Origin of the sequence: Actinomadura fibrosa (genome assembly GCF_900659615.1) — a bacterium.
Lineage (GTDB): Bacteria > Actinomycetota > Actinomycetes > Streptosporangiales > Streptosporangiaceae > Spirillospora > Spirillospora fibrosa.
In genome coordinates this window covers 63606-88489 of the sequence record NZ_CAACUY010000009.1, presented here as the reverse complement: position 1 = coordinate 88489, position 24884 = coordinate 63606, and the positions used below count along the sequence as shown (strand labels likewise).

28 protein-coding genes are annotated in these 24884 nt (G+C 72.2%); 15 read left to right on the top strand and 13 right to left on the bottom strand.

Annotated elements, in window-relative coordinates; genetic code table 11:
• Positions 1 to 75: 75 nt before the first annotated feature.
• Entirely contained in the window at positions 76 to 471 is a 396-nt protein-coding gene (locus tag E1300_RS06050; protein WP_131755873.1) for an ATP-binding protein, read from the bottom strand.
• Positions 472 to 658: 187 nt separating this feature from the next.
• On the opposite strand from E1300_RS06050, the gene E1300_RS06045 reads away from it, so the two are divergent.
• Both E1300_RS06045 and E1300_RS06040 read left to right on the top strand, forming a co-directional pair.
• A complete protein-coding gene (locus tag E1300_RS06045) occupies positions 659 to 1465 on the top strand; it encodes a helix-turn-helix domain-containing protein (protein WP_131755872.1) in 807 nt (268 codons plus the stop codon).
• The gene (locus tag E1300_RS06040; RefSeq protein ID WP_131755871.1) at positions 1456 to 1641 is read left to right on the top strand and encodes a DUF397 domain-containing protein; all 186 of its coding nucleotides are present in this window, start codon (positions 1456 to 1458) and stop codon (positions 1639 to 1641) included. Before E1300_RS06045 ends, E1300_RS06040 begins: the two co-directional genes overlap by 10 nt.
• 31 nt (positions 1642 to 1672) lie before the next feature.
• Here E1300_RS06040 and E1300_RS06035 read toward each other — a convergent pair whose 3' ends face one another.
• On the bottom strand, positions 1673 to 2107 hold the full coding sequence (locus E1300_RS06035; protein WP_131755870.1) for a ribosomal maturation YjgA family protein: 435 nt from the start codon (positions 2105 to 2107) through the stop codon (positions 1673 to 1675).
• A 501-nt stretch (positions 2108 to 2608) separates the two neighbouring features.
• Between E1300_RS06035 and E1300_RS06025 the strand changes: the two genes are divergently transcribed.
• A complete protein-coding gene (locus E1300_RS06025; protein ID WP_131755869.1) occupies positions 2609 to 4021 on the top strand; it encodes an FG-GAP and VCBS repeat-containing protein in 1413 nt (470 codons plus the stop codon).
• Positions 4022 to 4061: 40 nt separating this feature from the next.
• Here E1300_RS06025 and E1300_RS06020 read toward each other — a convergent pair whose 3' ends face one another.
• Positions 4062 to 5081, bottom strand: a complete 1020-nt coding sequence (locus E1300_RS06020) for a TerC family protein (protein WP_131755868.1) — start codon at positions 5079 to 5081, stop codon at positions 4062 to 4064.
• Positions 5082 to 5219: 138 nt separating this feature from the next.
• Between E1300_RS06020 and E1300_RS06015 the strand changes: the two genes are divergently transcribed.
• Entirely contained in the window at positions 5220 to 5879 is a 660-nt protein-coding gene (locus E1300_RS06015) for a DUF2238 domain-containing protein (RefSeq protein ID WP_131755867.1), read from the top strand.
• Here E1300_RS06015 and E1300_RS06010 read toward each other — a convergent pair.
• Together E1300_RS06010 and E1300_RS06005 are read right to left on the bottom strand one after the other, a co-directional pair.
• Positions 5873 to 6235, bottom strand: coding sequence for a DsrE family protein (locus E1300_RS06010; RefSeq protein ID WP_131755866.1), 363 nt, complete (start codon positions 6233 to 6235; stop codon positions 5873 to 5875). The two genes, E1300_RS06015 and E1300_RS06010, sit on opposite strands and share 7 nt — an antisense overlap.
• A 179-nt stretch (positions 6236 to 6414) precedes the next feature.
• Positions 6415 to 7074, bottom strand: a complete 660-nt coding sequence (locus E1300_RS06005; protein WP_131755865.1) for a GIDE domain-containing protein — start codon at positions 7072 to 7074, stop codon at positions 6415 to 6417.
• Positions 7075 to 7205: 131 nt separating this feature from the next.
• Here E1300_RS06005 and E1300_RS06000 point away from each other — a divergent pair, with 131 nt between their 5' ends.
• The 4 genes from E1300_RS06000 (at position 7206) to E1300_RS05985 (ending at position 9971) form a co-directional block, all read left to right on the top strand.
• Positions 7206 to 7691, top strand: a complete 486-nt coding sequence (locus E1300_RS06000) for a heme-binding beta-barrel domain-containing protein (RefSeq protein WP_131755864.1) — start codon at positions 7206 to 7208, stop codon at positions 7689 to 7691.
• Between the two features lie 364 nt (positions 7692 to 8055).
• Positions 8056 to 8472, top strand: coding sequence for a Fur family transcriptional regulator (locus E1300_RS05995; RefSeq protein ID WP_131755863.1), 417 nt, complete (start codon positions 8056 to 8058; stop codon positions 8470 to 8472).
• Between the two features lie 10 nt (positions 8473 to 8482).
• Positions 8483 to 9466, top strand: a complete 984-nt coding sequence (ygfZ, locus tag E1300_RS05990) for a CAF17-like 4Fe-4S cluster assembly/insertion protein YgfZ (protein ID WP_131755862.1) — start codon at positions 8483 to 8485, stop codon at positions 9464 to 9466.
• Between the two features lie 79 nt (positions 9467 to 9545).
• Complete coding sequence (locus tag E1300_RS05985; protein WP_131755861.1) at positions 9546 to 9971, top strand: hypothetical protein; 426 nt, start codon at positions 9546 to 9548, stop codon at positions 9969 to 9971.
• A gap of 4 nt (positions 9972 to 9975) precedes the next feature.
• Here E1300_RS05985 and dtd read toward each other — a convergent pair whose 3' ends face one another.
• Positions 9976 to 10401, bottom strand: a complete 426-nt coding sequence (gene dtd / locus E1300_RS05980) for a D-aminoacyl-tRNA deacylase (protein ID WP_131755860.1) — start codon at positions 10399 to 10401, stop codon at positions 9976 to 9978.
• A 20-nt stretch (positions 10402 to 10421) separates the two neighbouring features.
• Between dtd and E1300_RS05975 the strand changes: the two genes are divergently transcribed.
• Together E1300_RS05975 and E1300_RS05970 are read left to right on the top strand one after the other, a co-directional pair.
• The gene (locus E1300_RS05975) at positions 10422 to 11249 is read left to right on the top strand and encodes a beta-keto acid cleavage family enzyme (protein WP_131755859.1); all 828 of its coding nucleotides are present in this window, start codon (positions 10422 to 10424) and stop codon (positions 11247 to 11249) included.
• Positions 11250 to 11338: 89 nt separating this feature from the next.
• Positions 11339 to 12316, top strand: a complete 978-nt coding sequence (locus tag E1300_RS05970; protein ID WP_131755858.1) for an asparaginase — start codon at positions 11339 to 11341, stop codon at positions 12314 to 12316.
• A 12-nt stretch (positions 12317 to 12328) separates the two neighbouring features.
• On the opposite strand, the gene E1300_RS05965 is transcribed toward E1300_RS05970, so the two are convergent.
• From E1300_RS05965 to E1300_RS05945, 5 genes are all read right to left on the bottom strand, one after another.
• Positions 12329 to 12748: a hypothetical protein gene (locus E1300_RS05965; RefSeq protein WP_131755857.1), complete on the bottom strand. Its 420-nt coding sequence runs from the start codon at positions 12746 to 12748 to the stop codon at positions 12329 to 12331.
• Positions 12749 to 12891: 143 nt separating this feature from the next.
• Positions 12892 to 14178, bottom strand: a complete 1287-nt coding sequence (locus E1300_RS05960) for a CynX/NimT family MFS transporter (protein ID WP_242618963.1) — start codon at positions 14176 to 14178, stop codon at positions 12892 to 12894.
• The gene (locus tag E1300_RS05955; protein WP_207399505.1) at positions 14175 to 14909 is read right to left on the bottom strand and encodes a FadR/GntR family transcriptional regulator; all 735 of its coding nucleotides are present in this window, start codon (positions 14907 to 14909) and stop codon (positions 14175 to 14177) included. Before E1300_RS05955 ends, E1300_RS05960 begins: the two co-directional genes overlap by 4 nt.
• A 252-nt stretch (positions 14910 to 15161) precedes the next feature.
• Positions 15162 to 15455 (bottom strand): hypothetical protein, encoded by a 294-nt coding sequence (locus E1300_RS05950; protein WP_131755856.1) that lies wholly within the window; start codon positions 15453 to 15455, stop codon positions 15162 to 15164.
• Positions 15456 to 15543: 88 nt separating this feature from the next.
• Positions 15544 to 17337 (bottom strand): DUF2207 domain-containing protein, encoded by a 1794-nt coding sequence (locus E1300_RS05945; protein WP_131755855.1) that lies wholly within the window; start codon positions 17335 to 17337, stop codon positions 15544 to 15546.
• A 174-nt stretch (positions 17338 to 17511) separates the two neighbouring features.
• Between E1300_RS05945 and E1300_RS05940 the strand changes: the two genes are divergently transcribed.
• The 4 genes from E1300_RS05940 (at position 17512) to E1300_RS05925 (ending at position 19987) form a co-directional block, all read left to right on the top strand.
• Positions 17512 to 18345 (top strand): neutral zinc metallopeptidase, encoded by an 834-nt coding sequence (locus E1300_RS05940; RefSeq protein WP_242618962.1) that lies wholly within the window; start codon positions 17512 to 17514, stop codon positions 18343 to 18345.
• A 150-nt stretch (positions 18346 to 18495) separates the two neighbouring features.
• Positions 18496 to 18918 carry a helix-turn-helix domain-containing protein gene (locus E1300_RS05935; RefSeq protein ID WP_131755853.1) on the top strand — a complete coding sequence of 141 codons (423 nt, stop codon included), beginning with the start codon at positions 18496 to 18498 and terminating at the stop codon, positions 18916 to 18918.
• Positions 18915 to 19391 (top strand): hypothetical protein, encoded by a 477-nt coding sequence (locus E1300_RS05930; RefSeq protein ID WP_207399504.1) that lies wholly within the window; start codon positions 18915 to 18917, stop codon positions 19389 to 19391. The genes E1300_RS05935 and E1300_RS05930 overlap by 4 nt, the downstream gene beginning before the upstream one ends.
• A 236-nt stretch (positions 19392 to 19627) precedes the next feature.
• Complete coding sequence (locus E1300_RS05925; protein ID WP_278045344.1) at positions 19628 to 19987, top strand: DUF2516 family protein; 360 nt, start codon at positions 19628 to 19630, stop codon at positions 19985 to 19987.
• Between the two features lie 81 nt (positions 19988 to 20068).
• Here E1300_RS05925 and E1300_RS05920 read toward each other — a convergent pair whose 3' ends face one another.
• A complete protein-coding gene (locus tag E1300_RS05920; RefSeq protein WP_131755852.1) occupies positions 20069 to 20758 on the bottom strand; it encodes a TetR family transcriptional regulator in 690 nt (229 codons plus the stop codon).
• Positions 20759 to 20866: 108 nt separating this feature from the next.
• On the opposite strand from E1300_RS05920, the gene E1300_RS05915 reads away from it, so the two are divergent.
• The gene (locus E1300_RS05915) at positions 20867 to 23170 is read left to right on the top strand and encodes an MMPL family transporter (RefSeq protein ID WP_165502694.1); all 2304 of its coding nucleotides are present in this window, start codon (positions 20867 to 20869) and stop codon (positions 23168 to 23170) included.
• A gap of 31 nt (positions 23171 to 23201) precedes the next feature.
• Here E1300_RS05915 and E1300_RS05910 read toward each other — a convergent pair whose 3' ends face one another.
• A complete protein-coding gene (locus E1300_RS05910; protein ID WP_131755850.1) occupies positions 23202 to 24575 on the bottom strand; it encodes a hypothetical protein in 1374 nt (457 codons plus the stop codon).
• Between the last annotated feature and the right edge of the window lie 309 nt (positions 24576 to 24884).

Below are 24884 nucleotides of genomic sequence, written 5' to 3'. Positions count from 1 at the left end.
CTCCAGGCGAACCGGACAACGCCCACCAGTACGCACCCACCCCCAAAGAGGTTCAGACACCCCCTGGGAGGTCGGTCAGGCCCGACACCGAGCCCAAACGATCTTCCCCACCTCATTCAACGGCCGAACACCCCACTCCACGACGAGCGCCGACATGAGCAGCAACCCCCGCCCACCCACCGCACCCGGCCCCGGATCCTGAACCACGGGCATCTCGTCCCCTTGATCCCAGACTTCGAGCACGACGAGCCCGTCCCGCTCGTCCCGAAACACGCGGACGACGATGAAGGACGTCCCGGAGTGCTTGTACGAGTTGGTAACCAACTCGGTAACCACAAGCCGCCCGACATAGTCGTCCGCGACCCCCAGCTCCCGGAACCGCCCGGCCACGAACCGCCGCGCACACCCCGGCGCCCGCTCGTCCGGCTCAAGCAAGAGAACCGGCACCTCAGCAGCCAACCCCACCACCATCACGACCACCTCTCGGGTGTGCGGACGGTCACCCCCTCACAGCCGCGAGGGTGAGCGTCCGTGATGACTGTGTGTCATCGAACGAACACCATGAAGTCATGAAACGGCCTAGGGTGACAGGAGAGCAGGGAAGTGCCCACATCGAGGTAGCGCTCGTTAGCGCACTACTAGCGCGACGGAGGAGTCCGTGGCTTCAGATACCGGTGACCGGCAGAAGATCGAGCCCGAACTCCTGAGCTTCGGCGCGGAGGTCAGGCGACTCCGGGAAGCGCATGGGCTGAACCAGGCCGACCTCGCGAGGGCCGTCAACGTCGCGCGGTCCTACATCAGCCACGTCGAGTGTGGCCGGACCAGGTGCCGGAGAGATTTCGCCGTACGTTTGGACGGCTTCCTGAGAGCGAAAGGCGCGATCGTCCAGGCATGGGACGATCTCCTTGAGCGCATCAGAACGGTCCGCTATCCGACGCACTTCGTGGCCTTCCCGAAAGTGGAGGCGGCGGCCGATCAACTGCGGGTCTATGAGAGTTACCTGGTGTACGGCCTCTTCCAGACGGAGGCGTACGCGCGCGTCCTGCTGGGTGACGAGGATGCGGTGGCGGCCCGCCTCAGTCGTCAGGCGGCACTGTCACGCGAACCCCGGCCGATGATCAGCGTGGTATTGGAAGAGAGTGTGCTGTATCGCCAGGTGGGCTCAGCGGAGGTCATGCGCGAGCAGTTGGAGCACTTGGTCGACTTGTCGACGCGGGAGAGGCTCTTCGTGCAGGTCGCGAGGACCGCCTACTATCGAGGCGTGCGAGCGTCGTTCACGATAGCGACTCTGAGCGACCGCAGCGAAGTCGCGTACGTGGTGAAGGCGAATGGAGGCGAGACGACTCGGGATCCAGCGGACTTGGCGAGGATGAGCGAAGTGATGCACACCTTGAACGCGCAGGCGCTGAATACCGAGGATTCGCGATCGCTGATCAGGAGGGTGATCGAGGAACGATGGACCTGAGCGAGGGAGCGTGGCGCAGGGCGTCCCGCAGCCATGACGACGGCGACCAGTGCGTTGAGGTCGCGTCTTTCTCTGACGTCGTCGCCTTTCGGGACAGCAAGGATCCGGACGGGCCGCGGATCGTCGTGAGTCGCGGTGAGTTCGGGCGTTTTGCTGAGGCATTGAGGGACGTCTGAAGCTTCGGCCGCATTCTACGACGCGGTTGAGTCAATCCATCGAATGGGATTGAGACTCAGCGGCGACCGGGTTCGTTCGGGTGCGTCTGCTGGCGCGGACGTACCAGTGCGCGGCGGCCAGTGGGATGATGCCGATCGGGTACCAGGCGACATCGGTGAGGTCGAACTGGGCGCCTAGCAGTTGACGGACGAACCAGCTGCGTTGGGAGAGTGCCCCGGGTAGGGGAGTGAGCTGCGCGAACTCGATGAGCCAGCAGTAGGCGATCGCGACGATACCTGCCGTCAATGGTGAGATCTGTGGCCGGATGAAGAGCACTATCGTGTAGACGATGGCCCCGGAGAAAGCGGCTCCCGAGTACTGCTCGATGGGGCCGTCCATGGCGGCGCGGATCGCGTAGGCCGCGCAGGCGCAGCCCGCTGCCGACACCACCATGAGCAACCGAGTCCAGCCCGTCGTGATCGACATCGCGCAATCCTAAGTGGCGGCCCGTGTCTCCGCCATGAATACTCAGCGACCTGGGATCGGCTCGGCTAGGGGTGCTCGGGACGCGGGTGCTTGGAAGGGGTCGGCGAAGTATTGGGTCTCGTGTGACGAGGCCGTCCATGAACTCCATGATGCTCACCGAATGGGTGGGCGTGCCGTCGTAGGTGATCAGGCATTCGCTCACCCACAGGTCGCCGCCGCCCGAGATGCGGAGGACGGTGAAGTGGCGCTCGGCGGGGTGTCCGCCGCGTTGCGCCTGGATGTTCGCTCTGCCGCGGAAGCGTTCCCCGGACTGGGGACGCGTTGCCGGTGGGGCGAGTGCTGCTTCCGGGTGGGGCGGGACGGGTGGGGCCGCGGCCTGGTGGGAATAATGAGCGGTCGTTTCATAAGTGGGTAAACCAAGATCGAACTTGTGGCGTCCTCTTGGTGAGGCGCGGGTGTTGAGGCCCGGGCCCGCCACCCCCCCCGCTGAAGGACGTGCAGATGACTCGACACAGGCGACGGCTCCGGACGAGCGTGCTGGCCACCGTGACGGCGGTGGCAGCGGGTGCGACGGGGCTCGTGGCGGTTCCGGCGCAGGCGGCGCCGCGCGTGCCCGCGCTGCCGGGCGACTTCAACGGCGACGGCAGGCGCGACATAGCGACGGGCAGCCCGCTCGGTACCGCGAACGGCGTGACTTACGCCGGGTTCGTCACCGTGGTCTACGGCGGGACGTCCGGTCCGGACGCCGCGAAGCGGCAGGTGATCTCGCAGGAGAGCGCGGGCGTGCCCGGTTCGTCGGAGAAGTTCGACGAGTTCGGCCGGTCGCTCGCCTCGGCGGACTTCGACTCCGACGGGTACGCCGACCTGGCGATCGTCGCGACCGGCGAGGACCTCGAAGGGCCGCTCGACGGCGGGCGGATCACGCTGGTCTACGGGAGCGCGAGCGGCCTGTCGTCCCGCGCCGTGGCGTTCGGGAAGGGCTCGCAGACCGTCAGCGCGGGCGACTTCGACCGCGACGGCAAGCCGGACCTCGTCGCCGGGCTGCCCGGCGCGTTCGCCGTCTATCGTGGCCTGGCCTCGGGCGACACGACCGGGACGGTCACGAGGATCGGGACGGGCGAGGGCGAGTCGGCGCGGGTCGCGACGACCACGGGCGACTTCACCGGCGACGGGTACGCAGACCTCGCCTACTCGGTCTCGTGGGCGCCCATCGACGGCGAGGACTTCTGGATCCGGTTCAACGTCTACCCGGGGTCGGCGGGCGGCCTCGCCTCGACTCCCGCGTACACCTCGTCCGAGGCGGCGCCGACCTCGCTGGCCTCGGGTGACGTGAACGGGGACGGCAAGGCCGACCTCGTCGCGGGCTTCCCGGACGACGGGAAGGGCGGCGAGGTGCGGGTGTACTCCGGCAGCGCGTCCGGCCTCGGTTCCGTCAAGGCCATCGACCAGGACAGCGACGGCGTGCCCGGTACCGAGGAGCGGGACGACCGGTTCGGTGCCTCCGTGGCCGCCGGGGACGTCAACGGCGACGGCAAGGCGGACGTGGCGGTCGGCGCGCCGGGCGAGGCGATCGGCACCGCGGCCGAGGCCGGTGCGGTGACCGTCCTGTACGGCGGTTCCGGTGGGCTGACCGGGACGGGCTCGCAGCAGCTCGGGCAGGGCACCGAGGGCGTTCCGGGGTCGGTGGAGGCCCACGACCGCTTCGGCTCGCAGGTGTCGCTCGCCGATCTCGGCGGCGACGGCAAGGCCGATCTCACCGTCGGATCGTCCGGGGAGAACGGCAACGAGGGTGCGCTCTACGCGCTGAACGGGTCGGCGTCGGGTGTGACCACGGCGGGGATCAAGGCGTTCAGCAGCACGAACCTCGGTGTCCAGGGCCGCGGCGCCTCCCTGGGGGAGGTCCTGCTGCCCTGACCCGACGTCGTCCGGCCCGGCGGGGGAGGACGGCCGTCCCTCAGCGGGCGCCGGCCTCCTCTTCGCTGCGGGGCCGGTCGCGCTTCTTGCGGATCGAGCCGGCCTGGGCGCGCTCCTCCGGGTGCTTCCGGACGCGCACCAGGCTGGCGATCGTCGTGACCACCAGGATGAGCAGGATCACGAGCAGGGAGAGCGGCGTCGGGATCTTCGGGACGGAGTGGCTGACGTCCTCGTGCAGGAACAGCAGGATCAGCTTCACCCCGATGAACGCGAGGATCACCGACAGGCCGATGGACAGGTAGACGAGCCGCTCCAGCAGCCCCTCGATCAGGAAGAACAGGGCGCGCAGGCCGAGGAGGGCGAACGCGTTGGCGGTGAAGACGATGAACGCCTCCTCCGTCACGCCGAACACCGCGGGGATGGAGTCGAGCGCGAACAGCACGTCGGTGCTGCCGATCGCGATGAACACCAGCAGGAGTGGCGTCATGACGCGCTGGCCGTCCTCGTGCGCGAGCATCCGCCCGCCGTGGAAGTCGGTGCTCACGGGGAGGATCCCGCGGGCGCGCCGGACGAGCCAGGTGTCCTCGACGTCGGGCTCCTCCTTGCGGTGCCGGACGAGCTGGACCGCCGTCCAGATCAGCACCAGGCCGAAGATCAGGAACGTGAACGAGAACAGGCTGATGGCGGCGGCGCCGACGGCGATCAGGACGGTCCGCAGCAGGAGGGCGGCGGCGATCCCGAACAGCAGTGCCTTCTGCTGGTACTGCTCGGGCACGCCGAACCGCGAGAAGATGATCACGAAGACGAAGAGGTTGTCGATGGACAGGCTCTTCTCCACGATCCAGCCGGAGAAGTACTCCGTCCCCGCCTCCGAGCCGGCGAGCCACCACAGGACGAGCCCGAAGACGACCGCGAAGGCGATGTAGAACACCGACCAGAACGTGGCCTCGCGCAGCCCGACGCGGTGCGGCCTGCGCACGGCGACCAGCAGGTCGAACACGAACAGCGCGACGATCACGGCGATCGTCGCGGCCCACGCCCAGGTGGGGATGTCGACCATGGCGAGCGGCTCCCTTGTCAACGGGTCATCGTCGCAGTTCTAACCCGTTCTCGGACGATCAACCGCAGGGACGGCTCAGGACGATCTGAGTATCTGCGCTCATGCGGCGCGTTCCGGGCGTCCGCCAGGGTGGGGGCCATGGACACCACCCGCTGGCGCCTTCCCGCGCTCCTGCTCAAGGCCGTGCTGGCCGCGCTGCTCGTCCTCGCGCTCGCCTTCCCGGACTGGGACCGCTTCGCCGACAAGGCCATGGGCGCCCGCGCGATCGGCTACCCGCTCGCCGTCCTGCTGCTGCCCGTCCTGTGGACGGCGTTCCGCCGCCGGGGCGTCCCGTGGGACATCGACCTGCTGATCACGGCGCCGTTCGTCATCGATGTCGCGGGCAACGCCCTCGACCTCTACGACACCGTCGACCGGTTCGACGACGCCTGCCACTTCGGGAACTGGTTCCTGCTCGCCGCCGCCGCGGGCGTCGCCGTGCGCCGCTGGGGCCGGCTGCCGTCCTGGGCGGTCGCCCTGTCGTGCGCGGGCATCGGCGCGATCACCGCGATCCTGTGGGAGCTCGCCGAGTACCAGCTGTTCATCCTCGACACGCCCGAGACCGTCACGATCTACCGCGACACCATCGGCGACCTGATGCTGGGCCTCCTCGGCTCCGCCGCGGCGGGCGCCCTGACCGCGGTCGCGACCCGCCGCGGGGGCAGGACGCGCCCGGTCCGCCCCGACGTCCTGGTCGCGGGCGCCGGTGCCGCGGGCGCCGGTGCCGCCCGCGCCGAGCCGGTCGGCGCCGGTCAGTAGACGAGGGCCTGGACGTCGTCCATCGTGATCTCCTCGACGAACGTGGGCGCGCCCGCGATCCGGATGCCGGGCAGGACGTCGTCCGGGCCGATCTCGCGGCGCGCCGCGCACTGCGTGCACAGGGTCACCCGGCCGGCGGACAGGATCACCGCGAGCAGGTCGTCCAGCGGGGTCGCGTGCGCGAGCTTGAAGTCCGCCGCGCGGCCGGGCAGGGCGAACCAGGCGGACTCGCCCGTCAGCCAGAGCGAGACGGGCACGCCGCTCGCCGCCGCGGCCGCCGCGACCGTGAACGCCTGGTTGCACCGCTCCGGGGCGTCCGCCCCCGCGGTCACCTTGATCACCAGAGGTCTCGCCATACCCGGCACTCTAGTGCGGCGCCGCCGCCCGGTCGCGTCCCGCGACGCGCCGCCGCCCGGCGCCGTACCATCCCCCTGTGGGCGGCATGGTGAACGCGGGTGTCCTGGTCCTCTTCCTCGGCCTGGCGGCCGTCGCGGCGCTGCTGCTAGCGGTGCGGTTAGGGCGGCTGAAGTGATACCTAGCCGTCGTCCGACACGGCGTCCATGACCGCGACGGCGACCGCGGCCACCAGCAGCAGCGCGCCGCCGCCGTAACCGGCGGCCATGAACCCGAGCGCGCGCCGCCGCAGCGCCCGCGCGCCGCGCGCGCTGACCATGAACTGCCCGTCCGCGGCGCCCAGCGTGATCCCGTGCGGCGACTCCACGGTCGTCCCCACCACGTACAGCGGACGTCCCGGCTCCAGGATCCACTCCTCGTACCGGTACCGGACGACGTCCTCCGAAGGCAGCCCCGGCAGATCCCCATTGGACGTGCGGCGCTCGTCGAAGCTCCGCACCGCACCGTCCACGAACGCGCCCTCGGGCGGCACGGGCAGCCGTCCGGTCGCGTCCTCGACGACCAGCGGGGCGTCGGACCGCTCGTCCAGGAAGACCCGCTTGCCCGTTCTGAGCTTCGCCGTCGCCCGGACGTGGTACCAGACGCACGGCCTCCCGGAGAAGGGCGCGGGCCGCACCCCGTACGCGGACGCCGTCCCGTCCACGCCGCACCGCTCCCCGGCCCGCCGCGGCAGCCCGGCGCAGGCCACCGTCGCCGCCCCGCGCACCGCCGCGTACCGCATCCGCCAGACCCAGCCGACGACGAGGACGCCCGCGGCGACGATCCCGATCACATACTGCACGCGCCCGCCCTTCGGTTCGCTCCGATCCTGCGCGGGGAACGGGACCGGAACCAGGGGCGCCGGTCCCCTTCCCGAAAGGACGGCGGCGCGGGACGCGCGGCGGCGTCCGGGCGCCGCTACGCTCGGTCCCCATGGAGCCTGAGCTGCACCCGGACCTTGAGCCGCTGAAATTCCTGCTGGGGACGTGGGAGGGCGCCGGCGTCGGCGGCTACCCGACGATCGAGGACTTCAACTTCGGCCAGGAGATGTCCTTCACCCACATCGGGAAGCCGTTCCTGATCTATTCGAGCCGCACGTGGCTCATCGAGAAGGACGGCACGCTCGGGCGCCGGCTCGCCACCGAGACCGGCTACTGGAGGCCGCGCCCGGACCACGGCGTCGAGGTGACGCTCGCGCACCCGACCGGCATCGTCGAGATCTACGTCGGCAACGTCGCCTTCAGCCGCGTCGAGCTCCAGACCGACGTCGTCGCCCGCACCGAGTCCGCGAAGGAGGTCACCGGCGGCACCCGCCTCTACGGCCTCATCGGCGAGGACCTCGGCTGGGCCTACGACATGGCGGCGATGGGCCAGAAACTCCAGTCCCACCTCTCAGCCCAACTGAAACGAGTCGCCTGACCCCGGCGGGTCCGGCGGGCCGGTCTTCGGTGGAGGCACCCGCCGCACGCGGGTGGGTATGGAACGGTCCCCGGACCTTCCCGCTTTGGGCGGGGGATGGACAGGACGGGTCCATCGGTCCGGGGACCGGGTAACTGCCTGGTTCTCGCCGGTCACCGTCGCGACCGGTTGCCACCGCCCTGGGGGCGGCGGCGCCGAGGCGGAACGGCGACTAGCGGGCAGCCACCTCGCGAGCCCTAGAAGAAATCATTTCTTGGACCACCTCCTTTCGCGCGTACCTCGCAAGCTATGCGAGGTGACGGAGATCGGGCAAGTGGATTTACGGCCGCCCCCGTCCGTGACGTCCGGCACATAGACTCGGCACATGGTCGAGTCGTGGCAGGAGGAGCTGCGGGCGAAGGGGTACCGGGTCACGCCCCAGCGCCAGCTGGTCCTGGAGGCGGTCACCAACCTGGAGCACGGGACCCCCGAGGAGATCTGCACCGAGGTGCAGCGCACCGCCCGCGGCGTCAACATCTCCACCGTCTACCGGACGCTGGAGCTGCTGGAGGAGCTCGGGCTGGTCAAGCACGCGCACCTCGGGCACGGGCCGCCGAACTACCATCTGGCGGCCGACGCCGAGCACATCCACCTGGTGTGCCGCGGCTGCCACACGGTGGAGGACGTGGATCCGCGCGCGGCGGCGGGGCTGTCGGAGGTGCTGGAGCGCGACTTCGGGTTCGAGACGGACGTGCACCACCTCACGGTGTACGGGCGGTGCAAGGACTGCCGGGCCACATAATCTGGGTGGCATGGAGAGCCCGCTGCTGAAGTCGCCCGGAGCCGTTCCCGCCGACGCCCCCGATCAGGAGGTCGCCGCGCACTACGGGGAACCCGCGCAGGAGCAGCGCGCGCTCGAACGCGGCGGCGCGTTCGTCGACCGGAGCGATCGCGGTGTCGTGCGGGTCTCGGGGCCCGACCGGCTGAGCTGGCTGCACAGCCTGCTGAGCCAGAGTCTGGACGGGCTGAAGCCCCATGAGCCGACCGAGGCGCTGCTGCTCAGCCCGAACGGTCACATCGAGCATCATCTTTCCCTTGTGGACGACGGCGAGGCGGTCTGGGCGCATGTCGAGCCGGGGGCGGCGCCGAGCCTGGTTGAGTTCCTCGACCGGATGCGGTTCATGCTGCGGGTCGAGGTCGAGGACGTCTCCGCCGACTACATGGTCGTTACCGGGCCGCCCGTGGGCGAGGGGCTCCGCTGGCCGGACGTGGCGGGCACCGAGACGCGGATCGTCCGGCGCGCGGACGGGTTCCCGGAGGGGCTGCGGCCCGCGGGGCTGTGGGCGTACGAGGCGCTGCGGATCGCGGCGCACCGGCCGCGGTTCGGGGTGGACACCGATCACAAGACCATCCCGCACGAGGTGGGGCTGATCGAGTCCGCGGTGCATTTGAACAAGGGGTGCTACCGGGGGCAGGAGACGGTCGCGCGCGTCCACAACCTGGGACGGCCGCCGCGGCGGCTCGTGTTCCTGCACCTGGACGGGAGCGTCGACCGGCTGCCAGCGCACGGCGACCCGGTCGAGATCCCCGGTGGGCGGGCGGTCGGGACCGTCGGGTCCGCGGCCCGGCATCACGAGCTGGGCCCGGTCGCGCTGGCGCTGGTCAAGCGGAACGTGCCGGTGGACGTGGAGCTGCTGGCGGGCGGGGTCGCCGCGGCGCAGGAGGTCGTGGTGTCGCCGGACACGGGTGCGAACGCTCAGATCGATCTTCGGCGGCGTCCCGCGAACCGGGGGTAGAACGTCCGCCCTCGGGGGAAAATCGTCGGATATAGACGATTTCCAACCGGCCGCGGCCCGGGGAAGGCGGATTCCTACGATGGTCGTGAACCTGGGCAAGACGGACCCGCCGGCGGTCAGGCGGGGTTCCCGCCGCCGCCGGCGCCGGGAGTCGGCCCTCGTGTGGTGGGCGCTGTTCGCGGCCTTCGCGGTGGCCGCCTGGACGCTGCGGTCGTGGCATGTGGCGCTGCTCGGGCTGCTGGCCTGGTGCCTGTACCAGTTGGTCCTGGTTCCCACGCTGTGCCGGGTCACGGTCGAGGACGCCTGCTGCACGGAACGGGCCAGGGGCCGCCTGTTCGCCTGCACGCCCGAGCATCAGCGGGTGAAGAACGGCGCCCTGCGACGGCTCGTCGGCCTGGGCGCCCGGTCGCGGGGGAGCATCGCCGTCGCCGACCGCGCGCTCATCCTTCTTGCCGTCGCCGGAACCGTCGCCGCCGTCGTGGGGACGGCCTACATCCTGACGTGAGATCTCACATGTCGACGATGAGCGTGATCGGGCCGTCGTTGGTGAGGGCGACCTTCATGTCGGCGCCGAAGACGCCCGTCTCGACCTTCGCGCCGAGCGTGCGCAGCTCCTCGACGACCGCGTCGACCAGCGGCTCGGCGACCGGGCCGGGCGCGGCGGCGGTCCAGGTGGGGCGGCGGCCCTTCCGGGCGTCCCCGTAGAGCGTGAACTGGCTGATCACGAGGAGCGGCGCGTTCAGGTCGGAGCACGCCTTCTCGTCCTGGAGGATCCGCAGCCCCCAGAGCTTGGCGGCCATCTTCCGCGCCTTCCCCGCGTCGTCGTCGTGGGTCACGCCCAGCAGGACCATGAGGCCCGGACCCTCGATCTCGCCGACGACGCGTCCCCCGACGGACACGCTGGCCTCGCTCACCCTCTGGACTACGGCACGCATGACCATGCATTCTGCCGCCTATGGGAGCAACGACGCTCATCACGGTGGCGCCCACGGGCGCGGAGTCCGCGAAGGCGGACGTCCCGGCCCTGCCCGTCACCCTGGATGAACTGGTCCGGACGGCCAAGGAGTGCGAGGCGGCCGGCGCGGCCGTGGTCCACGTGCACATCCGCGACGACGGCGCGCGGCCCACGCTCGACCCGTCCCGGTTGCGGGACACGGTCGCGGCGCTGCGGGAGGGCACGGGGCTGATCGTCCAGCTCTCCACGGGAGGCGCGGTCACCGACCCCTACGAGGACCGGCTCCGCGTCCTGGACGCCGCGCCCGACATGTGCTCGCTCACCTGCGGGACGGTCAACTTCGGCGACGACGTCTTCATGAACCCGTGGCCGTTCATGGTCGAGCTGTACCGCCGCACGCAGGAGCTGGAGATCGTCCCGGAGTTCGAGCTGTTCGACCTCGGGCACGTCGCGGCGCTGCACCGGCTGCTGGACAAGCACGGGCTCCCGTACGGCGGCCACGTCCACTGCGACCTCGTCATGGGCGTTCCCGGCGGGATGCCGGGCGACGCGCGCAGCCTCGTCGCGGCCGTCGACGCGCTCCCGGACGGCGCGACCTGGTCGGCGACCGGCGTCGGCCGGACGACGCTGCCCGTCATGTTCGCGGCCCTGTCCGCCGGCGGCCACCTGCGGGTCGGCATGGAGGACACGGTCACCTACGCCAAGGGACGTCCCGTGGCGTCCAACGCGGAGCTGGTCCAGCGCGCCGCGGCCGCCGCCACGCTGGCGCAGCGCCCGCCGATGTCCGCGGCGGAGGCCCGCGCCCTGCTCAAGGTCCGGTCCCGCTGACTCCCGCCCTCGCGAGGCCGTGACCGCCGGTACCTGGGGTAGTGACCATGAAAGTGGGCATTGCGCCGCAGAGGGCATGAGGGGGGCAGATGGGGATCAATCCGGTTCTGGTCGAGGTGGAGCGCTCGGGGTTCGTCGAGTCCCGGCACCGCGGGTCGGCGATCGGGCTCGCGGCGGACGGCTCGGTCGCCGTCCGGGCCGGGTCGCCGGAGGAGCCGGTGTTCCCGCGCTCGGCCAACAAGCCGATGCAGGCCGTCGCCATGCTCCGTTCGGGGCTCGATCTGGACGGCGAGCTGCTCGCGCTGGCCGCGGGCAGCCACTCCGGCGAGGAGTTCCACGTCGAGGGCGCGGAGAAGATCCTCGCGGGGGCGGGGCTCGGCGCCGGGGATTTGCGGTGCCCCGAGCAGTGGCCGCTCGATCCCGAGGTCGCGCAGCAGGTCGCGCGGCTCGGCGGCGGCCGGTCCCGGCTCCGGATGAACTGCTCCGGCAAGCACGCCGCCATGCTCGCCACCTGCGTCGCGGCGGGCTGGCCCATCGAGTCCTACCTGGACGTGGAGCATCCGCTCCAGGTCGCCGTCCGCGAGACGGTGGCGGAGCTGGCGGGCGAGGCCCCGGCCGCGGTGGGCGTCGACGGATGCGGCGCGCCGCTGTTCGCGGTGTCCACGACCGGGATCGCGCGGGCCTTCCGTGCCCTCTCGATCGCGGGTCCGGGGACGCCCGAGCGCAAGGTCGCCGACGCGATGCGGACCCATCCCCAGTGGACGTCGGGCACGCACCGCGCGGAGCGGCTCCTGATGGACGCCGTCCCCGGCCTGCTGGTCAAGTGCGGTGCGGAGGGCGTGGACGCGTTCGGGTTCGCGGACGGCCGCGCCGGCGCCGTCAAGATCGACGACGGTGCGATGCGGGCCCGCACGCCGGTCACCGTCGCGCTGGTGCGGGCCCTCGGCGTCCACGAGGCCGCCGGTGCCGACACCGCGGCGCTGGACGCCCTGGCGACCGTCGAGTTGCACGGCGGCGAGCACGTCGTCGGCGCGATCCGCCCGGCCCCGGGCGCGTTCGCCCGCTGAGCCCGGGCGCGCTCACCTCGTGGAGCGTCCGCGCGGGTCGGGGGTGTCGATCCGCTCCAAGGCGTCGTGCTCGCTGGCGTTGACCGTCCGGTTCCGCTCGCCGGCGACCTTCCGGTCCTGGCTCTCCGGCCCGGCGGCGCCGTGGTGCCGCGTCCCTGGCTCGCCGTCCTCGTACTTCACCTCGCCGGGCGGGTAGCTGTGCGAGTACATGCCGGGCGTGTAGGCGTAGAAGCCGCCCTGCTCGGCGCCGCGGTGGTTGTCCTGGTCCCGCCTGCGCTTCGGATGCAGCTTCCTGGACGACGCCTGCGTGAGCATCGGGAACCTGACCAGCAGCCCGAGCACGACCACGACGGGGATGAGCCACAGCCCGAACAGCGTGCCGCGCGGAGCCGTGTTGGCCAGGACGGGGTCGGCCATGACCGTTGCCAGCATTCGATCCACCTCCTGCGGCGCCGCGGCCCCCGGTGAGGCAGCATGCGGGTGGCGCCCCTGGACTCGGACGTGTGCCCGATATGGCGCGTTTATGCCAGCCCGGGGCGAGATTTTGGTCCGTCCGGAAGGAGGTTTTCCGAACGTCAGCCGCCGATCGACCGCATCCGCCCGGCGGGGAGCCCCGGGACGGCGAGGACGACGGTCACCGCGAGCACGACGATCATCGGAACGCTCCAACCGCCGGTGGCGTCGTGCAGCGCGCCGATGCCGAGCGGGCCGAGGGCCGCGATCACGTAGCCGACGCCCTGCGCCATGCCCGACAGCTGCGCCGCGACGCGGACGTCGTGCGCGCGGAGGCCGATGAACGACAGCGCGGTGGCGAACCCGAGGCCCTGGCCGAAGCCGAGCACGGCCGTCCACCCCCAGACGGATCCGATCGGCGCCCAGGTCACGCCCGCGAAGCCCGCGAAGGTGAACACGACCGTGGCGATCACCAGCGGGCGCTGGTCCCGCATCCGCCGGGCGAGGATCGGGACGGCCAGCGACCCGACCGCCTGGACCGCCGAGGCCAGCGCGAGGACGTACCCGGCCGGCGCCTCGCCCATCCCGCGGTCCTGGCAGAGCGTCGGGAGCCAGCCCAGCACCACGTAGGCGAGCAGCGACTGGACGCCCATGAAGATCGTCACCTGCCACGCCAGGCCGGACCGCCACACCAGCGCGGCGACGCCCCGGGACGCGGCGGCGGGCGGGGCGGAGCGGGCCGCGCGGGCGGCGCGCAGCGCCCGCGGCAGCCAGATCGCGCCGGCGACCGCCGCGGGCACGGCGAGCAGCCCGAGCGGCAGCCGCCACGACGCGTCGAAGGCGTCCTCGACGGGCACCGCGAGCCCGGACGACGCGGAGGCGCCGACGGTGACGGCGACCGTGTAGACCGCGGTCACCGCGGTGATCGAGGACGGGTGGTCCCGCTTGATGATCGCCGGCATCGCGATGTTGCCGATGCTGATCGCGATCCCGGCGACCAGGGACCCGGCGAACAGGAAGAACGGCGCGTCCAGCAGCCGCAGCAGCAGCCCGGCGACCAGCAGGCCCATCGCGGTCACGAGCAGCGTCTCGCCGCGCGGCGGCCGCCGCAGGAACGGCGCCAGCAGCCCGTAGCCGCCGAAGAACACCAGCGGCAGCGTGGTGAGCGCCCCCGCCGCCGTCCCGGAGAGGTGGAACGCGTCCCGGAGCTCGGTGAGCACCGGCCCGACGGCGGCGACGGCGGGCCGCAGGTTCACGGCGACGATGACGATCAGCAGCAGCGCCCCGCCCAGCGCCCGCCGATGCCCCGCCCCGCCGGGAGCGGCGCCCGGCCCGGTGGTGGCCGAGCCGGTCGCGGTGCTCTCGGGGGCGGTGCGGGCCGCCGCTTCGGCGGAGTTCGGGCGGGTCACAGGTTCTCCTCCTCGGAGGGGTCGGGAGTGGCGGGCTGGTCGCCGACGAGGCGCTCCAGGATCGCGAGGGTCGGCTCGACGACCGCGGCGGCGGCGCGCCCGGCGGCGTCGGGGTCGCCCGCCGCGATGGCGTCCAGCACCGCGCGGTGCGCGGCCGGGCCGGCCTCGGGGACCTCGTGGTCGAGCCGGATCGTCCGCATCGACTCGTGCAGGTGGACGATGAAGAAGCGCATCGCCTCGATCAGGACGGGGTTGCGCGTGGCCTCGGCGACGCCGAGGTGGAAGCGGGCGTCGGCGGCGCCGAACTCGTCCGCCCCGGACTCGTCGGCCGCGGTCGCCTCGTCGCGGGCGCGGAGCAGCTCCTCCAGCCGCCGGAGGTCGGCGTCCGTGCGGCGGCGGGCGGCGAGCCGCGCGGCCTGGACGTCGTAGGCGAGCTGCACCTCGAAGACGTCGCGCGCCGTCGCGCGGGCCACCCGGCGCAGCAGCGGGCGCGGGTTCGCGGTGCTGCGGACGTACGTCCCGTCGCCGTGCCGCACGTCGAGCACCCCGACGTGGGAGAGCGCCCTGATCGCCTCGCGGACCGCAGGGCGGCTGACGCCGAGCTGCGCCGCGAGGTCGAGCTCGCCGGGAATGCGCTGCCCGACCCGCCACGACCCGCCGCTGACCTGCGCCTGCAACTGGTCGAGGACGGCGTCCACGGTGGACCTGCCCGGGACCGGACTCAACGCCATGTGACCCCCGATTGCGTCATAAATGGTCAGAGGTCAGACATCTTACGAATCGGGGCGGACGGTCGGGTCAGCGGGGCCCGGGCCGGATACCCGCGGTGACCGCACGGGAGGGGGAGTCACGGCCACCGCGGGCCCGGACGGCGCCCGCCCCGGCGCGCGACCGTCGAGCGCGCCGGGAACACGGCGGGCGCCGCCACGCCGTTCCGTCCGGAAGGTCCGAAAGGTCTGGGACGTCCGTCCGGGAGGCGCCGGTCAGTGCTCGGGATCCTGGTCCTGCGGTCGCCCGCTGTCCGGGGACGTGGGGGCCGGATCTCGGAGCGTCCGCTGCGAGGGGCCGCCCTGGATGACTCCGCCCTGGACGGCGCCCCGCTGCGGAGAGCCGTCGCCCCGCCCGGACGAGCCGCCGCCCCGGCGGGCGCTGCGGCGCGCCGCGGTCACGGTGAGGGTGAGCCACACGGCGAGCGCCAAGGCCGCGATGATCGGGCCGATGATCCAGAAGATCACCGGGCCCCGGGGGGACGTGTTGGCGAGGATACTGGCGAGCATTGGGTGTTACCTCCTCGCCCGAGCCCCTACCCGAGGGCAAGGCTTCAACCCTGTTCCGGCCGAGAAGCGCGTCACGTCCGCGCTCGGGTCACAGGCCCCGGGACTGGGAGATGGAGCCGGACGTGGCGAGCGTGAAGACGCGCATCGACTCGGCGAAGCCGGAGAGGTCCCATTCGGCGGGCCCCTCGTACCAGTAGAGGTTGTCGGCCCCCTCGGCGCGCTCGCCCGCGTCCTTGACGGTCTCGGCCCACTTCTCGACGACGTCGAAGACGACGGCGTAGGGGAGGAAGCGGGAGAACAGGGCGATGCGCTGCGGGGACGCGGTGCCGTACCCGTCGGCGCCGCCCTCCGGGACGGTGCCGCGTTCGAGGAAGGCCCGGAACCCGATGGTGTGGGCGAGGACGGTCGCGCCGCGGGCGGTCTTCGCGGGCATGTACTGGCCGCCGTAGGCGAGCGCGGCGCCCGCGATGATCACGGCGAGGCCGGCGAGGGCCCACTCGGTGGTGAGGGCGAGCGCGACGGTCCCGGCGATGCCGAGCAGGGTGAGGGCGATGCCCGCGACGGTCCAGCGGGAGCGGACGGTGTCGGGGCGGCGCGTGAACCAGCCCTGCCGGACGACGTCGTCGTACATGGCGGAGCGGACCTGGGCGAGCCGGGTGCTGAACGTCCCGCCGAGCTCGGACAGCTTGACGGCGCCGCGGGACGTCCCGTCCGGGGCGGTGAGGAGCGCGTCGAGCAGGATGACCTCGTACGGCAGCAGGTCGGTGATGGGGCGGTCGAGGCGGCGCAGCGTCCAGTCGAGGCGGCCGGTGACGGCGCGGTCCTCCTCCTCGATCAGCAGGTAGCCGCGGACGGCGAGGTCGACGATCGTGGCGGTGACGTCGATGACGTCGGCCTGCTCGTCGATGAGGGTGCCGATCTGGCCGGGGCGGACGCCGTCCGGGGGCTCGAACTCGGAGCCGGACACCGGTGCCTGGTCGCCCTCGGCGGCCTTCTTGCCGACGACGCGGGCGTCCCGTCCGCGCAGCAGGTAGAGGGCCAGGAGCCCGCCGCCGAGCAGGGCGAGCAGGCCGAGCAGCGCGGCGGCGGTGACGGCGTTGACGGAGAACGCGGTCGCGAGGTTGCGGCGGCGCTCGTGGAGGGCGTGGCCGCCGGTGGTCCCGGCGGGGAAGCCGGCGACGACCGTCATGTACTCGCCGGCGAGCATCTGCTTCTGGCTGAAGACGCCCTGCGTGTGCGCGTGGTTCAGGTAGTACTGGGTGCAGCCGATCGTGCTGGCCAGCGGTCCCGCGAAGCAGTTGACGCTGCGGATCGCGGCGCCGCCCTGGACGGTGGCGCGGGCGTCGTCCACGGGGACCTTCCAGCCGCCGACGGCGGGCCAGCGCAGCTCCTCGACGGCGCCGAGCCGGTCGATCGCGCCGCGCAGGTCGTACTCCAGGACGACGGTGCGGGTGCCGGTGAGCTTCTGCGCCCCGGTGACCTTGACGGTGGTGCGGGTGCCGGCGCTGGACGAGGCGACGCGGGTCGGGCCGCCGTCCGGGCTCGACGCCCGGATGCCGCGGATCTCGTAGACGCGGTCCTCGGTGACGCTGTCGTGGCTGCGGGTGACGTACGTCCGCTCGAAGCCGGCGTGCCCGGAGAACCGGTAGACGATCGTCTCCTTGACGTGCGTCACGCCGCCCTGGCTCGCGGTGAGGGTGACATCGTCCTTGAGCACGCGTTCCGCCGCGGCGATGGCCTCGCCCGCGGACGTGCGGCCGGCGCCTCCGGCCGCCGCGGGGCCCTGGTCCGCGCTCGCCGGTACGGCGGCCGCGAGCGGGAGGAGGAGAGCGGCCGCCAGTGTCAGGGCCGGGGGCCGCAGGCGACGGGGCGAGACGGACATGGGGGCAAATGGTAGCGGGAACGCGTGGGATGATTCTGCGCTATGGCAGGTCACTACCCCCCGCCGCCCCCGGCACCTCCGCCAGCCGCCCCCTACGGCGCTCCTGCCTACGGTCCGCCGCGGTACGGGTACGTCCCCCCGCGCCGGCCGCCGCGCCGCACGGCCGGAGGGACGGTGGCCGGCGTCGTCGGCGGCCTGACGTCCCTGGTCGTCCTCGCGATCCTCGGGTTCTCGCTCCTCGGCGACGGCGGGATCGGCCCGCGGGCGGGCGCGGTGTCCGGCGGCACGGCGTCGCGGGAGACGGCGACCGCGAACAGGCTCTACGGGACGGGCGCGCTGACGCCCGTGCGGTGCGCGCTGCCTCCGATCTCGGACGGCGCCGCGTCCATGCGCCGGTTCATGGACGTGCTGAGCGACTGCCTCGACACGGTCTGGACCCGCCAGTTCAGCAAGATCGACGCGCGGTTCGACCCGCCGAAGCGCGTCTTCTGGGAGGAGGCCGGGCGCAGCCCGTGCGGCACCTACCCGAGCCCTGGCGCGTCGGCGTTCTACTGCCCGGCCAACAACACGATGTACGTGGGGCTGCGGCACATCGTGCAGACGTCCGGCGGCGAGCCGCTGTCGCACTTCGCGGTGTTCGCCCGGGTGATCGCGCACGAGTACGGCCACCACGTCCAGGACCGCGCGGGGATCCTCCTGTACGGGCACCAGGAGATGGAGCGGGCGGACGTCGCGGCCCGCACGGAGGCCAGCCGCCGCATCGAGCTCCAGGCGCAGTGCTTCGCCGGCGCGTTCCTCGGCGCTGAGCGCGCGACGCTGCCGATGACGCGGGAGCAGTACGTCGCGATGGTGCTGGACGTGCGCGGGCGCGGGGACGAGCGGCTCCCGCCCGACCAGCGCGACCACGGCTCGGGCCGCAACTACGCGGGCTGGGTGATCAGGGGGTACGAGGGGCGCCGCCTGGAGGTCTGCAACACCTGGACGGCGTCGAGCGCGTCGGTCCGCTAGCGGCGGGAGCGGCCGCGACGCGGTGCGGACGGGACTGCGGGGACGCGGGGCAACGGCTGTGACGTGGGTGTTCGCGGCTGTGAGGGGTATCACGGCCACGTGCTAGCCAGCGTGCTTGCAATTGCAAGCACCATGACGCAAGGTGGAGACATGGCGAGTTCCAAGGTCGGCTCCATCGGGGAGTACATCCGGGAGCAGCGCACGCGGGCGAAGATCTCGCTGCGCCAGCTCGCGGACGTCTCGGGCATCTCGAACCCGTATCTGAGCCAGATCGAGCGAGGGCTGCGCAAGCCGAGCGCCGAGATCCTGCAGCAGATCGCCAAGGGGCTGCGGATCTCCGCCGAGGCGCTGTACGTGCAGGCCGGGATCCTGGAGGAGCGCGAGGCCGACACGGACGTGCAGGCCGCCGTCCGCGCCGACCTCGTCCTCACGGAACGGCAGAAGCAGGTACTGCTCGACATCTACGCGTCGTTCCTCAAGGAGAACGAAGCCACCGGCGTGCCCGCTGCCGGGCACGCCGAGCACGAGACGCACCAGACGTACGCACAGGACGGAAAGGAAGAGGTCGGATGACGCTGGCCAGCACGATCCGCGAGAACAAGGCCGTCTACACCGTGGCCGGCGCCGGCGACTTCGCGGTGGAGAAGATCCGTGAGGTCCCCGAGCAGGTGACCCGGGCGCGCCAGACGGTCGACAAGGTCCAGGACAGGGCCCGCGAGGCCGCGAACCGGTACCAGGGCGAGGTCCGCGGGACCGTCGGCCGCTACCGCGAGCAGGTCCGCGAGAACGTCACCAAGGTGCAGGACCGGGTCGAGGTCAAGGACCTGCCCGGCGCCGCCGTCGCCTACGTGACCCACTTCGGCACCCGCACGGTCGAGTTCATCGACGAGCTCGCCGAGCGCGGCAAGAAGGTCGTGCACCGCGAGGCCGTCGAGGTCGCCGAGATCACCGAGGCGGACGCGAAGCCGGGGCCGCGGTCCCGCACCGCGCAGCCGCAGCGCAAGCCGGCGCAGCCGCGGACCACCGCGCGGAAGACCGACGCCTGAGCCGCGCGCCGAGCGGCGGCCCGGGCACCCGCCCGGACGGCCGCCGAGGCGCGGACGGTACGCGAAGGCCCGGCCGGGGAACCCCCGGCCGGGCCTTCTCGTCTTCTGGGCAGGGGCGGGCCGCGGCGACGTGGCGTCCGCGATCCGGACTGGACAGGCGGCATAGGGTTGGGACGGTGAGCCCGTGTGCGCGACGTGAGGTCGCCGTCCGAGACAGGCAGGAGCGCTGATCGCCGGTGGCCGACTTCAATGTGCTGGACTACTTCTTCTGGCTTCTCCTGATCATCGCGTTCGTCATGGAGGTCTGGGCGCTGTTCGACGCGCTGACCGTCCCGGAGGGCGCGTACGCGGCGGCGAGCAAGCAGAGCAAGAAGCTGTGGATGATCATCCTGATCGTGGCGGCGGTGCTCGGCGCCGCGCACGCGGTCGCGCCGCTCGCGCTCGGCATCCGGCCGATCGGGCTGCTGCTCGGCATCCTGCCGGTCGCCGCGTTCATCGCCGCCGCGGTGTACCTCGCCGACGTCCGCCCGGCGGTGGCGCCGTACAAGAAGCGCGGCGGGCGCGGTTCGAGCTCGGGCCCCTACGGCCCCTGGTGACCGCGGTATCCGCAGGCTTGAGATCAAGCCCCTGGGCCGGGCACCGGGTCGCGGGCGCCTCCGCTCGCCGGTGCCCGGCGTCTAGGGGGACGGTTCGCCCGGGCACTCCGGCGCGGCCGTAGAGGGCAGGGCCAGGGCCTCGACGGAGACGAGGCCGTTCTCGACGATGTCCACGGCGCGGTCGAGGGCCGTCCGCATGGAGTGCGGGTCGTAGCCGTGGCGGCGGCAGTGGACGATCACCGCCTGCATCCCGCCGACCGCGATGCCCGCCGCCGCGACGACGTCGATGTCGCCGATGCCCGGGCACAGGTCGCGGAGCAGGACCTCGATCGCGTCCTGGGTGTCGGTGAGCCGCTGGAGCGCGCGGGCGCGCAGGGCGGGCCGCTCCAGCATCAGCCCGACCTGGACGGCGCCGTACTCGCCGTGCTCGGTGACGATCGCCTCCAGCACGTCCACGACGCTGCGCCGGAGCGTGGCGAGCGGCGACTCGCCGGGGGTGCGGCGCAGCCGCTCGGCGACCTCGGCGAGCCGGTCGTCGACCTCGGCGAAGACGACGTCCTCCTTGCTCGGGAAGTAGCTGAAGAACGTCCGCGGGGACACGTCGGCGGCGGCGGCGATGTCCGCGATCGTCGTCTCCTCGTAGCCGCGCTCGGCGAACAGGCGCAGCGCGGCGGCGGCGATCGCCCGCCGGGTGCGCCGCTTCTTGCGCTCCCGCAGGCCCGCCGACGTCGCACGAGGCCCGGTCTCCCGGCCGGCCCCTGGCTCGCCCATGTGACGAACGTTACCATGGCTGCAAACTTGCATCTATTGCAAATATCAGCCCGTACGTGTTTCTCTGCGACCATGGCGCGATTTCTGGACGCACTGGGGCGTTTCTGCGTGCGCAGGCGGCGTGCCGTGTTCGGGCTGTGGCTCGTCGCCATCCTCGGCGCCGGCGTCCTCGGCTTCGCGCACGGCGGGATGTTCGTCCAGCAGAGCACGCTCCCGGGCACCGAGACCCAGCGCGCCATCGACACCCTGCGCCAGGACTTCCCGGCCCAGACCGGGCCGACCGCCACCGTCGTCTTCCACGCCACCCGCGACGCGAGCCCGGGGGACTGGCGGGTCGCCCTGGTCGTCGGCCAGTCGATCGAGAACATCACCCGGCTGGACCGCGTCGCGTTCGCCGAGAACCCCTACGTCCAGGGCATGGGCGGCATGCGGAACCACGAGGCGGTCGTCATCCGCCTCAACTTCAAGGGGACGATGGGCGACGTCGGCAAGGCCGACCTCGACCTCCTCAACGACGCCGTCGAGCCCGCGCGGCAGGCCGGGCTGGAGGTCCGGTTCGGCGGCATCGCCGCGATGATCATCAACCAGCCGAAGGGCGGGCCGCAGGAGGGCGTCGGGATCATGCTCGCGCTGCTCGTCCTGCTGCTGGCCTTCGGCTCCTACCTCGCGGCCGGCATCCCGATCCTCGTGTCGCTGTGCGGGATGGCCATCGCCTACTCGCTGATCCACTTCTCCGCGTCGCTGGGCGAGGTGCATCCGACCGCCCCGATGATCGCCGCGATGCTCGGCATCGGCGCGGGCATCGACTACGCCCTGTTCGTCGTGACCCGGTACCGGCAGCAGCTCGCGGCGGGCGACGACGTCGAGACGGCCGTCGGCCACGCGATGGCGCACTCCGGGCACGCCGTCGTCTTCGCGGGCGGGACGGTCGTCTTCGCGATCTGCGGCCTGTTCCTGTCCGGCATCACCTTCATCGGACGGATCGGGCTGGCCGCCGCCCTCGCCGTCGCGATCATGGTGGCGGCCGCGCTGACCCTGCTGCCCGCCGTCCTCGGCGCCCTCGGCGACCGCATCGACCGGTACCGGCTGCCCCGCGTCCGCCCGGACCGCGCCTCCGAGCGCTGGACGGCCTGGGGCCGGCACGTCGACCGGCACGCCTGGCCGTACGCGGTCGCCGCGACGCTCGTCCTGCTGGCCATGGCCGTCCCGACGCTCAGCCTGCGCTTCGGCGTGATGTCCGACAGCACGTCCTCCCCGAAGATGGAGTCGCGGCAGGCCTACGACATCGTGGCCCGCGAGTTCGGCGCCGGGCACTACAGCCCGTTCGTCATCGTGGCGAAGGTCCCGGGCCCGGTGAAGCGCGTCAAGGCCCCGCCCACCCCGAAACCCAAGGCCAGCAAGGACGGCGCGCCCGTCGTCAAGGGCCCGCAGGGACTCGGCGGCCTCACCGGACCGCAGGCGCCCCGCCCCACCACGCCCGCGCAGACCACCGTCAAGGGCGCGCCCGACCTCACCAAGAAGCCCGACAGGACCGCGACGCTCATCGCCCAGGAGCTCCGGCAGCGGATCTCCGAGGTGCCCGGGATCGCCTACGTGGCCGAACCCGCCGTGACCGGGACGACAGCGACGTTGCAGGTCATCCCGCGCGACGCGCCGCACGTCCAGGCGACGACGGACCTCGTCCACCGGCTCCGCGGCACCGAGATCCCGGCGGTGCGGAAGGCGCACCCGGGCGCCGAGATCTACCTCGGCGGCGAGAACCCGGCCATCATCGACCTCGCCGACACGGTCGGGGACCGGATGCTCACCGTCGTCATCGCCGTCGTCGGCGTCGCGCTGCTCCTGCTGATCGTCGCGTTCCGGTCGATCGTCGTCCCGGTGAAGGCCGCGCTGATGAACCTGCTGTCGATCGGCGCCTCGTTCGGCGTCGTCACGGCCGTGTTCCAGTGGGGCTGGGGCATCCGGCTGCTCGGCGTCGACCAGGCCATCCCGATCATGTCCTTCGTCCCGCTGTTCATGTTCGCGCTGATCTTCGGCCTGTCCATGGACTACGAGGTCTTCCTCCTCTCCCGGATCAAGGAGGAGTACGAGCGCACGGGCGACCCGCACGAGAGCGTCGTCATCGGCATCGGCGCCACCGCCCGCCTGATCACCTCGGCCGCGCTCATCATGATCTTCGTGTTCGCGAGCTTCGTGCCGCAGCCCGACCCGACGGTGAAGATGATGGCCCTCGGCCTCGCCGTCGCCGTCGCCGTGGACGCCACGATCGTCCGCCTCGTCCTCGTCCCGGCCCTGATGAGCCTCCTCGGCCACGCCAACTGGTGGTGGCCCGGCCGCCCCCGCCCCACCCCACCGCCCCCACCCGCCCCGGCGCACGAGCAACTGGAACTAGAACTAGAACCCACACACTGACACGCCGGGGCGCCGGCCCGACGGCGCCTGATCAGCCGCTCACTCGGGCCGGAGACTTCGGAGGGACGGTCAGCGTCCGCTGGACGGCTTCGGCGAGTTCGTCGGCCTTCATCTTGGCGAAGAGGGCGGCCATGTCGATCGGCTGGGTGGCGTTCGCGCTGTCGAAGCGCGGCTCGGGGGCGATGCGCGCCAGCAGCCTGATCGATTCCTGCTGGGCCCGCTCGTCCGACCAGTGGAGGATGGTGCCGTCAGGACCCACGTGGTCGCGTGCGGCGCTGTGACCGAGCGCGGCGGCGTGCCGGAGGTAGCGGTCGGCGAGCTCCGGCTGGTTGAGCGCCGTGAGCAGGGTGGCGAGCATGTGCGCCGCGTCGGCGTGGTCGTTGCGGGCCGCCACCGCGCAGTAGGACACGGCGGTCTGCACCTCGTTGTCGGTATGGGCGGCGCGGGCGAACGCGTACACGGTCCGCAAGGCGCGCTGCCGCAGCCGCTCGGGCTCCCGGATACGGCACAGCGCCGCCGCGCGCGAATGCCGCCGGTCCTTGGTCTTCTCCAGGTAGAAGCGCCCCTCGGTGGTCGACAGGTCGGCGCACAGGAGGGCGCCCAGCCGGAAGGCCGCCTCGACGTGGCCCTCCTCGGCCCGGTCGTAGAGCTGGAGGCCGAGCACGCCGAACGCCTGGCGGATGCGCCGCTGCGACGCGTCCATCGGCGGCCCGGCCACCTGGCCCGGGCGGGCGGCGCCGATCGCCTCCCGCATCGCCGTGGTGCCCGAGTGCCCCGAGAACGAGCCGTAGGACGGCGTCACCGCGCCGTCCCCGGACGGCGGAGGCGGCAGCGGCCGCTGCACCGGGGGCGGCTGCCGGGAGACGAGGGCGGGCGGACGGTCGGCAGGGGGCTCGGCCTGGCCGGACACCGGCACCGCGGCTACCGGATCGGCCGGGGAGGCGACCGGCCGCACGGTGCGGTGGCGCCGCTCCCGCACCGCGTCGTGCGGTGCCGCCGGGTGCCGTACCGCCTCGTACTGGACGGCCTGGTGCTCCTCGATCCAGCAGGCCAGGACCTTCTCCGGGTCCGGGGGACCGGTCCGCCGGGCGCCGTCGGCCCATTCGGTCAGCGCGGCGCCCTCCGTCCAGGCGTACCACTCGCAGGACAGGACGAACGCCACCAGCCACGCCTGCTTGGGCGGCCTCTTGCGCTTGCCCGCGAGGACCGCGCTCACGGTGGCGGTCGGCAGCTCGTCCACGGTGGCGTAGCGCGGGCCGTAGCGGGCGGCCAGCTGTTTGGAGATCCGCTTGATGTCGCCGAGGCTCGGCTTCCCGCAGAAAACGAGAAAATCATTCAGGTTCTGGATGAGGGACGTGTGTCGTGGAACGCAGTCATACCGGGAAGAAGCTGCCTCATCGGCCATGGTCGGTTGCTTTCACATGTGCGGTCACACCGGCTAAGCCATGCGAAGAAGTGCATCGCAGGCATAAATCACATCCTGCACCGCCAGGACGATGCGCATGGACGTGAACACGCTTCCGAAGTGTTCCGCTTCGTTCCGTTTCCCGTGAAGGGCCAGTTCAGGTCATACGCCATGGTCTGGGCGTCCTTGAACGGAACGAAGTGGAAGAGAACGAGACGATGCGGAACCGCTCGTCCCGAGTGAGGGCGGCGGTGCGCTGGTCGTCCCCGCCACCTGCTGTGGTCCGGTCCAGGCCCGCTCACGTCCTTC

Bases quoted from the DNA above. Each gene is read 5' to 3' on its own strand.
- E1300_RS06050 (WP_131755873.1), bottom strand. From the start codon at position 471: ATGGTGGTGGGGTTGGCTGCTGAGGTGCCGGTTCTCTTGCTTGAGCCG.
- E1300_RS06040 (WP_131755871.1), top strand. From the start codon at position 1,456: ATGGACCTGAGCGAGGGAGCGTGGCGCAGGGCGTCCCGCAGCCATGAC.
- E1300_RS06035 (WP_131755870.1), bottom strand. From the start codon at position 2,107: ATGTCGATCACGACGGGCTGGACTCGGTTGCTCATGGTGGTGTCGGCA.
- E1300_RS06025 (WP_131755869.1), top strand. From the start codon at position 2,609: ATGACTCGACACAGGCGACGGCTCCGGACGAGCGTGCTGGCCACCGTG.
- E1300_RS06020 (WP_131755868.1), bottom strand. From the start codon at position 5,081: ATGGTCGACATCCCCACCTGGGCGTGGGCCGCGACGATCGCCGTGATC.
- E1300_RS06015 (WP_131755867.1), top strand. From the start codon at position 5,220: ATGGACACCACCCGCTGGCGCCTTCCCGCGCTCCTGCTCAAGGCCGTG.
- E1300_RS06010 (WP_131755866.1), bottom strand. From the start codon at position 6,235: ATGGCGAGACCTCTGGTGATCAAGGTGACCGCGGGGGCGGACGCCCCG.
- E1300_RS06000 (WP_131755864.1), top strand. From the start codon at position 7,206: ATGGAGCCTGAGCTGCACCCGGACCTTGAGCCGCTGAAATTCCTGCTG.
- E1300_RS05995 (WP_131755863.1), top strand. From the start codon at position 8,056: ATGGTCGAGTCGTGGCAGGAGGAGCTGCGGGCGAAGGGGTACCGGGTC.
- ygfZ (WP_131755862.1), top strand. From the start codon at position 8,483: ATGGAGAGCCCGCTGCTGAAGTCGCCCGGAGCCGTTCCCGCCGACGCC.
- E1300_RS05985 (WP_131755861.1), top strand. From the start codon at position 9,546: ATGGTCGTGAACCTGGGCAAGACGGACCCGCCGGCGGTCAGGCGGGGT.
- dtd (WP_131755860.1), bottom strand. From the start codon at position 10,401: ATGCGTGCCGTAGTCCAGAGGGTGAGCGAGGCCAGCGTGTCCGTCGGG.
- E1300_RS05975 (WP_131755859.1), top strand. From the start codon at position 10,422: ATGGGAGCAACGACGCTCATCACGGTGGCGCCCACGGGCGCGGAGTCC.
- E1300_RS05970 (WP_131755858.1), top strand. From the start codon at position 11,339: ATGGGGATCAATCCGGTTCTGGTCGAGGTGGAGCGCTCGGGGTTCGTC.
- E1300_RS05965 (WP_131755857.1), bottom strand. From the start codon at position 12,748: ATGCTGGCAACGGTCATGGCCGACCCCGTCCTGGCCAACACGGCTCCG.
- E1300_RS05955 (WP_207399505.1), bottom strand. From the start codon at position 14,909: ATGGCGTTGAGTCCGGTCCCGGGCAGGTCCACCGTGGACGCCGTCCTC.
- E1300_RS05950 (WP_131755856.1), bottom strand. From the start codon at position 15,455: ATGCTCGCCAGTATCCTCGCCAACACGTCCCCCCGGGGCCCGGTGATC.
- E1300_RS05945 (WP_131755855.1), bottom strand. From the start codon at position 17,337: ATGTCCGTCTCGCCCCGTCGCCTGCGGCCCCCGGCCCTGACACTGGCG.
- E1300_RS05935 (WP_131755853.1), top strand. From the start codon at position 18,496: ATGGCGAGTTCCAAGGTCGGCTCCATCGGGGAGTACATCCGGGAGCAG.
- E1300_RS05930 (WP_207399504.1), top strand. From the start codon at position 18,915: ATGACGCTGGCCAGCACGATCCGCGAGAACAAGGCCGTCTACACCGTG.
- E1300_RS05920 (WP_131755852.1), bottom strand. From the start codon at position 20,758: ATGGGCGAGCCAGGGGCCGGCCGGGAGACCGGGCCTCGTGCGACGTCG.
- E1300_RS05910 (WP_131755850.1), bottom strand. From the start codon at position 24,575: ATGGCCGATGAGGCAGCTTCTTCCCGGTATGACTGCGTTCCACGACAC.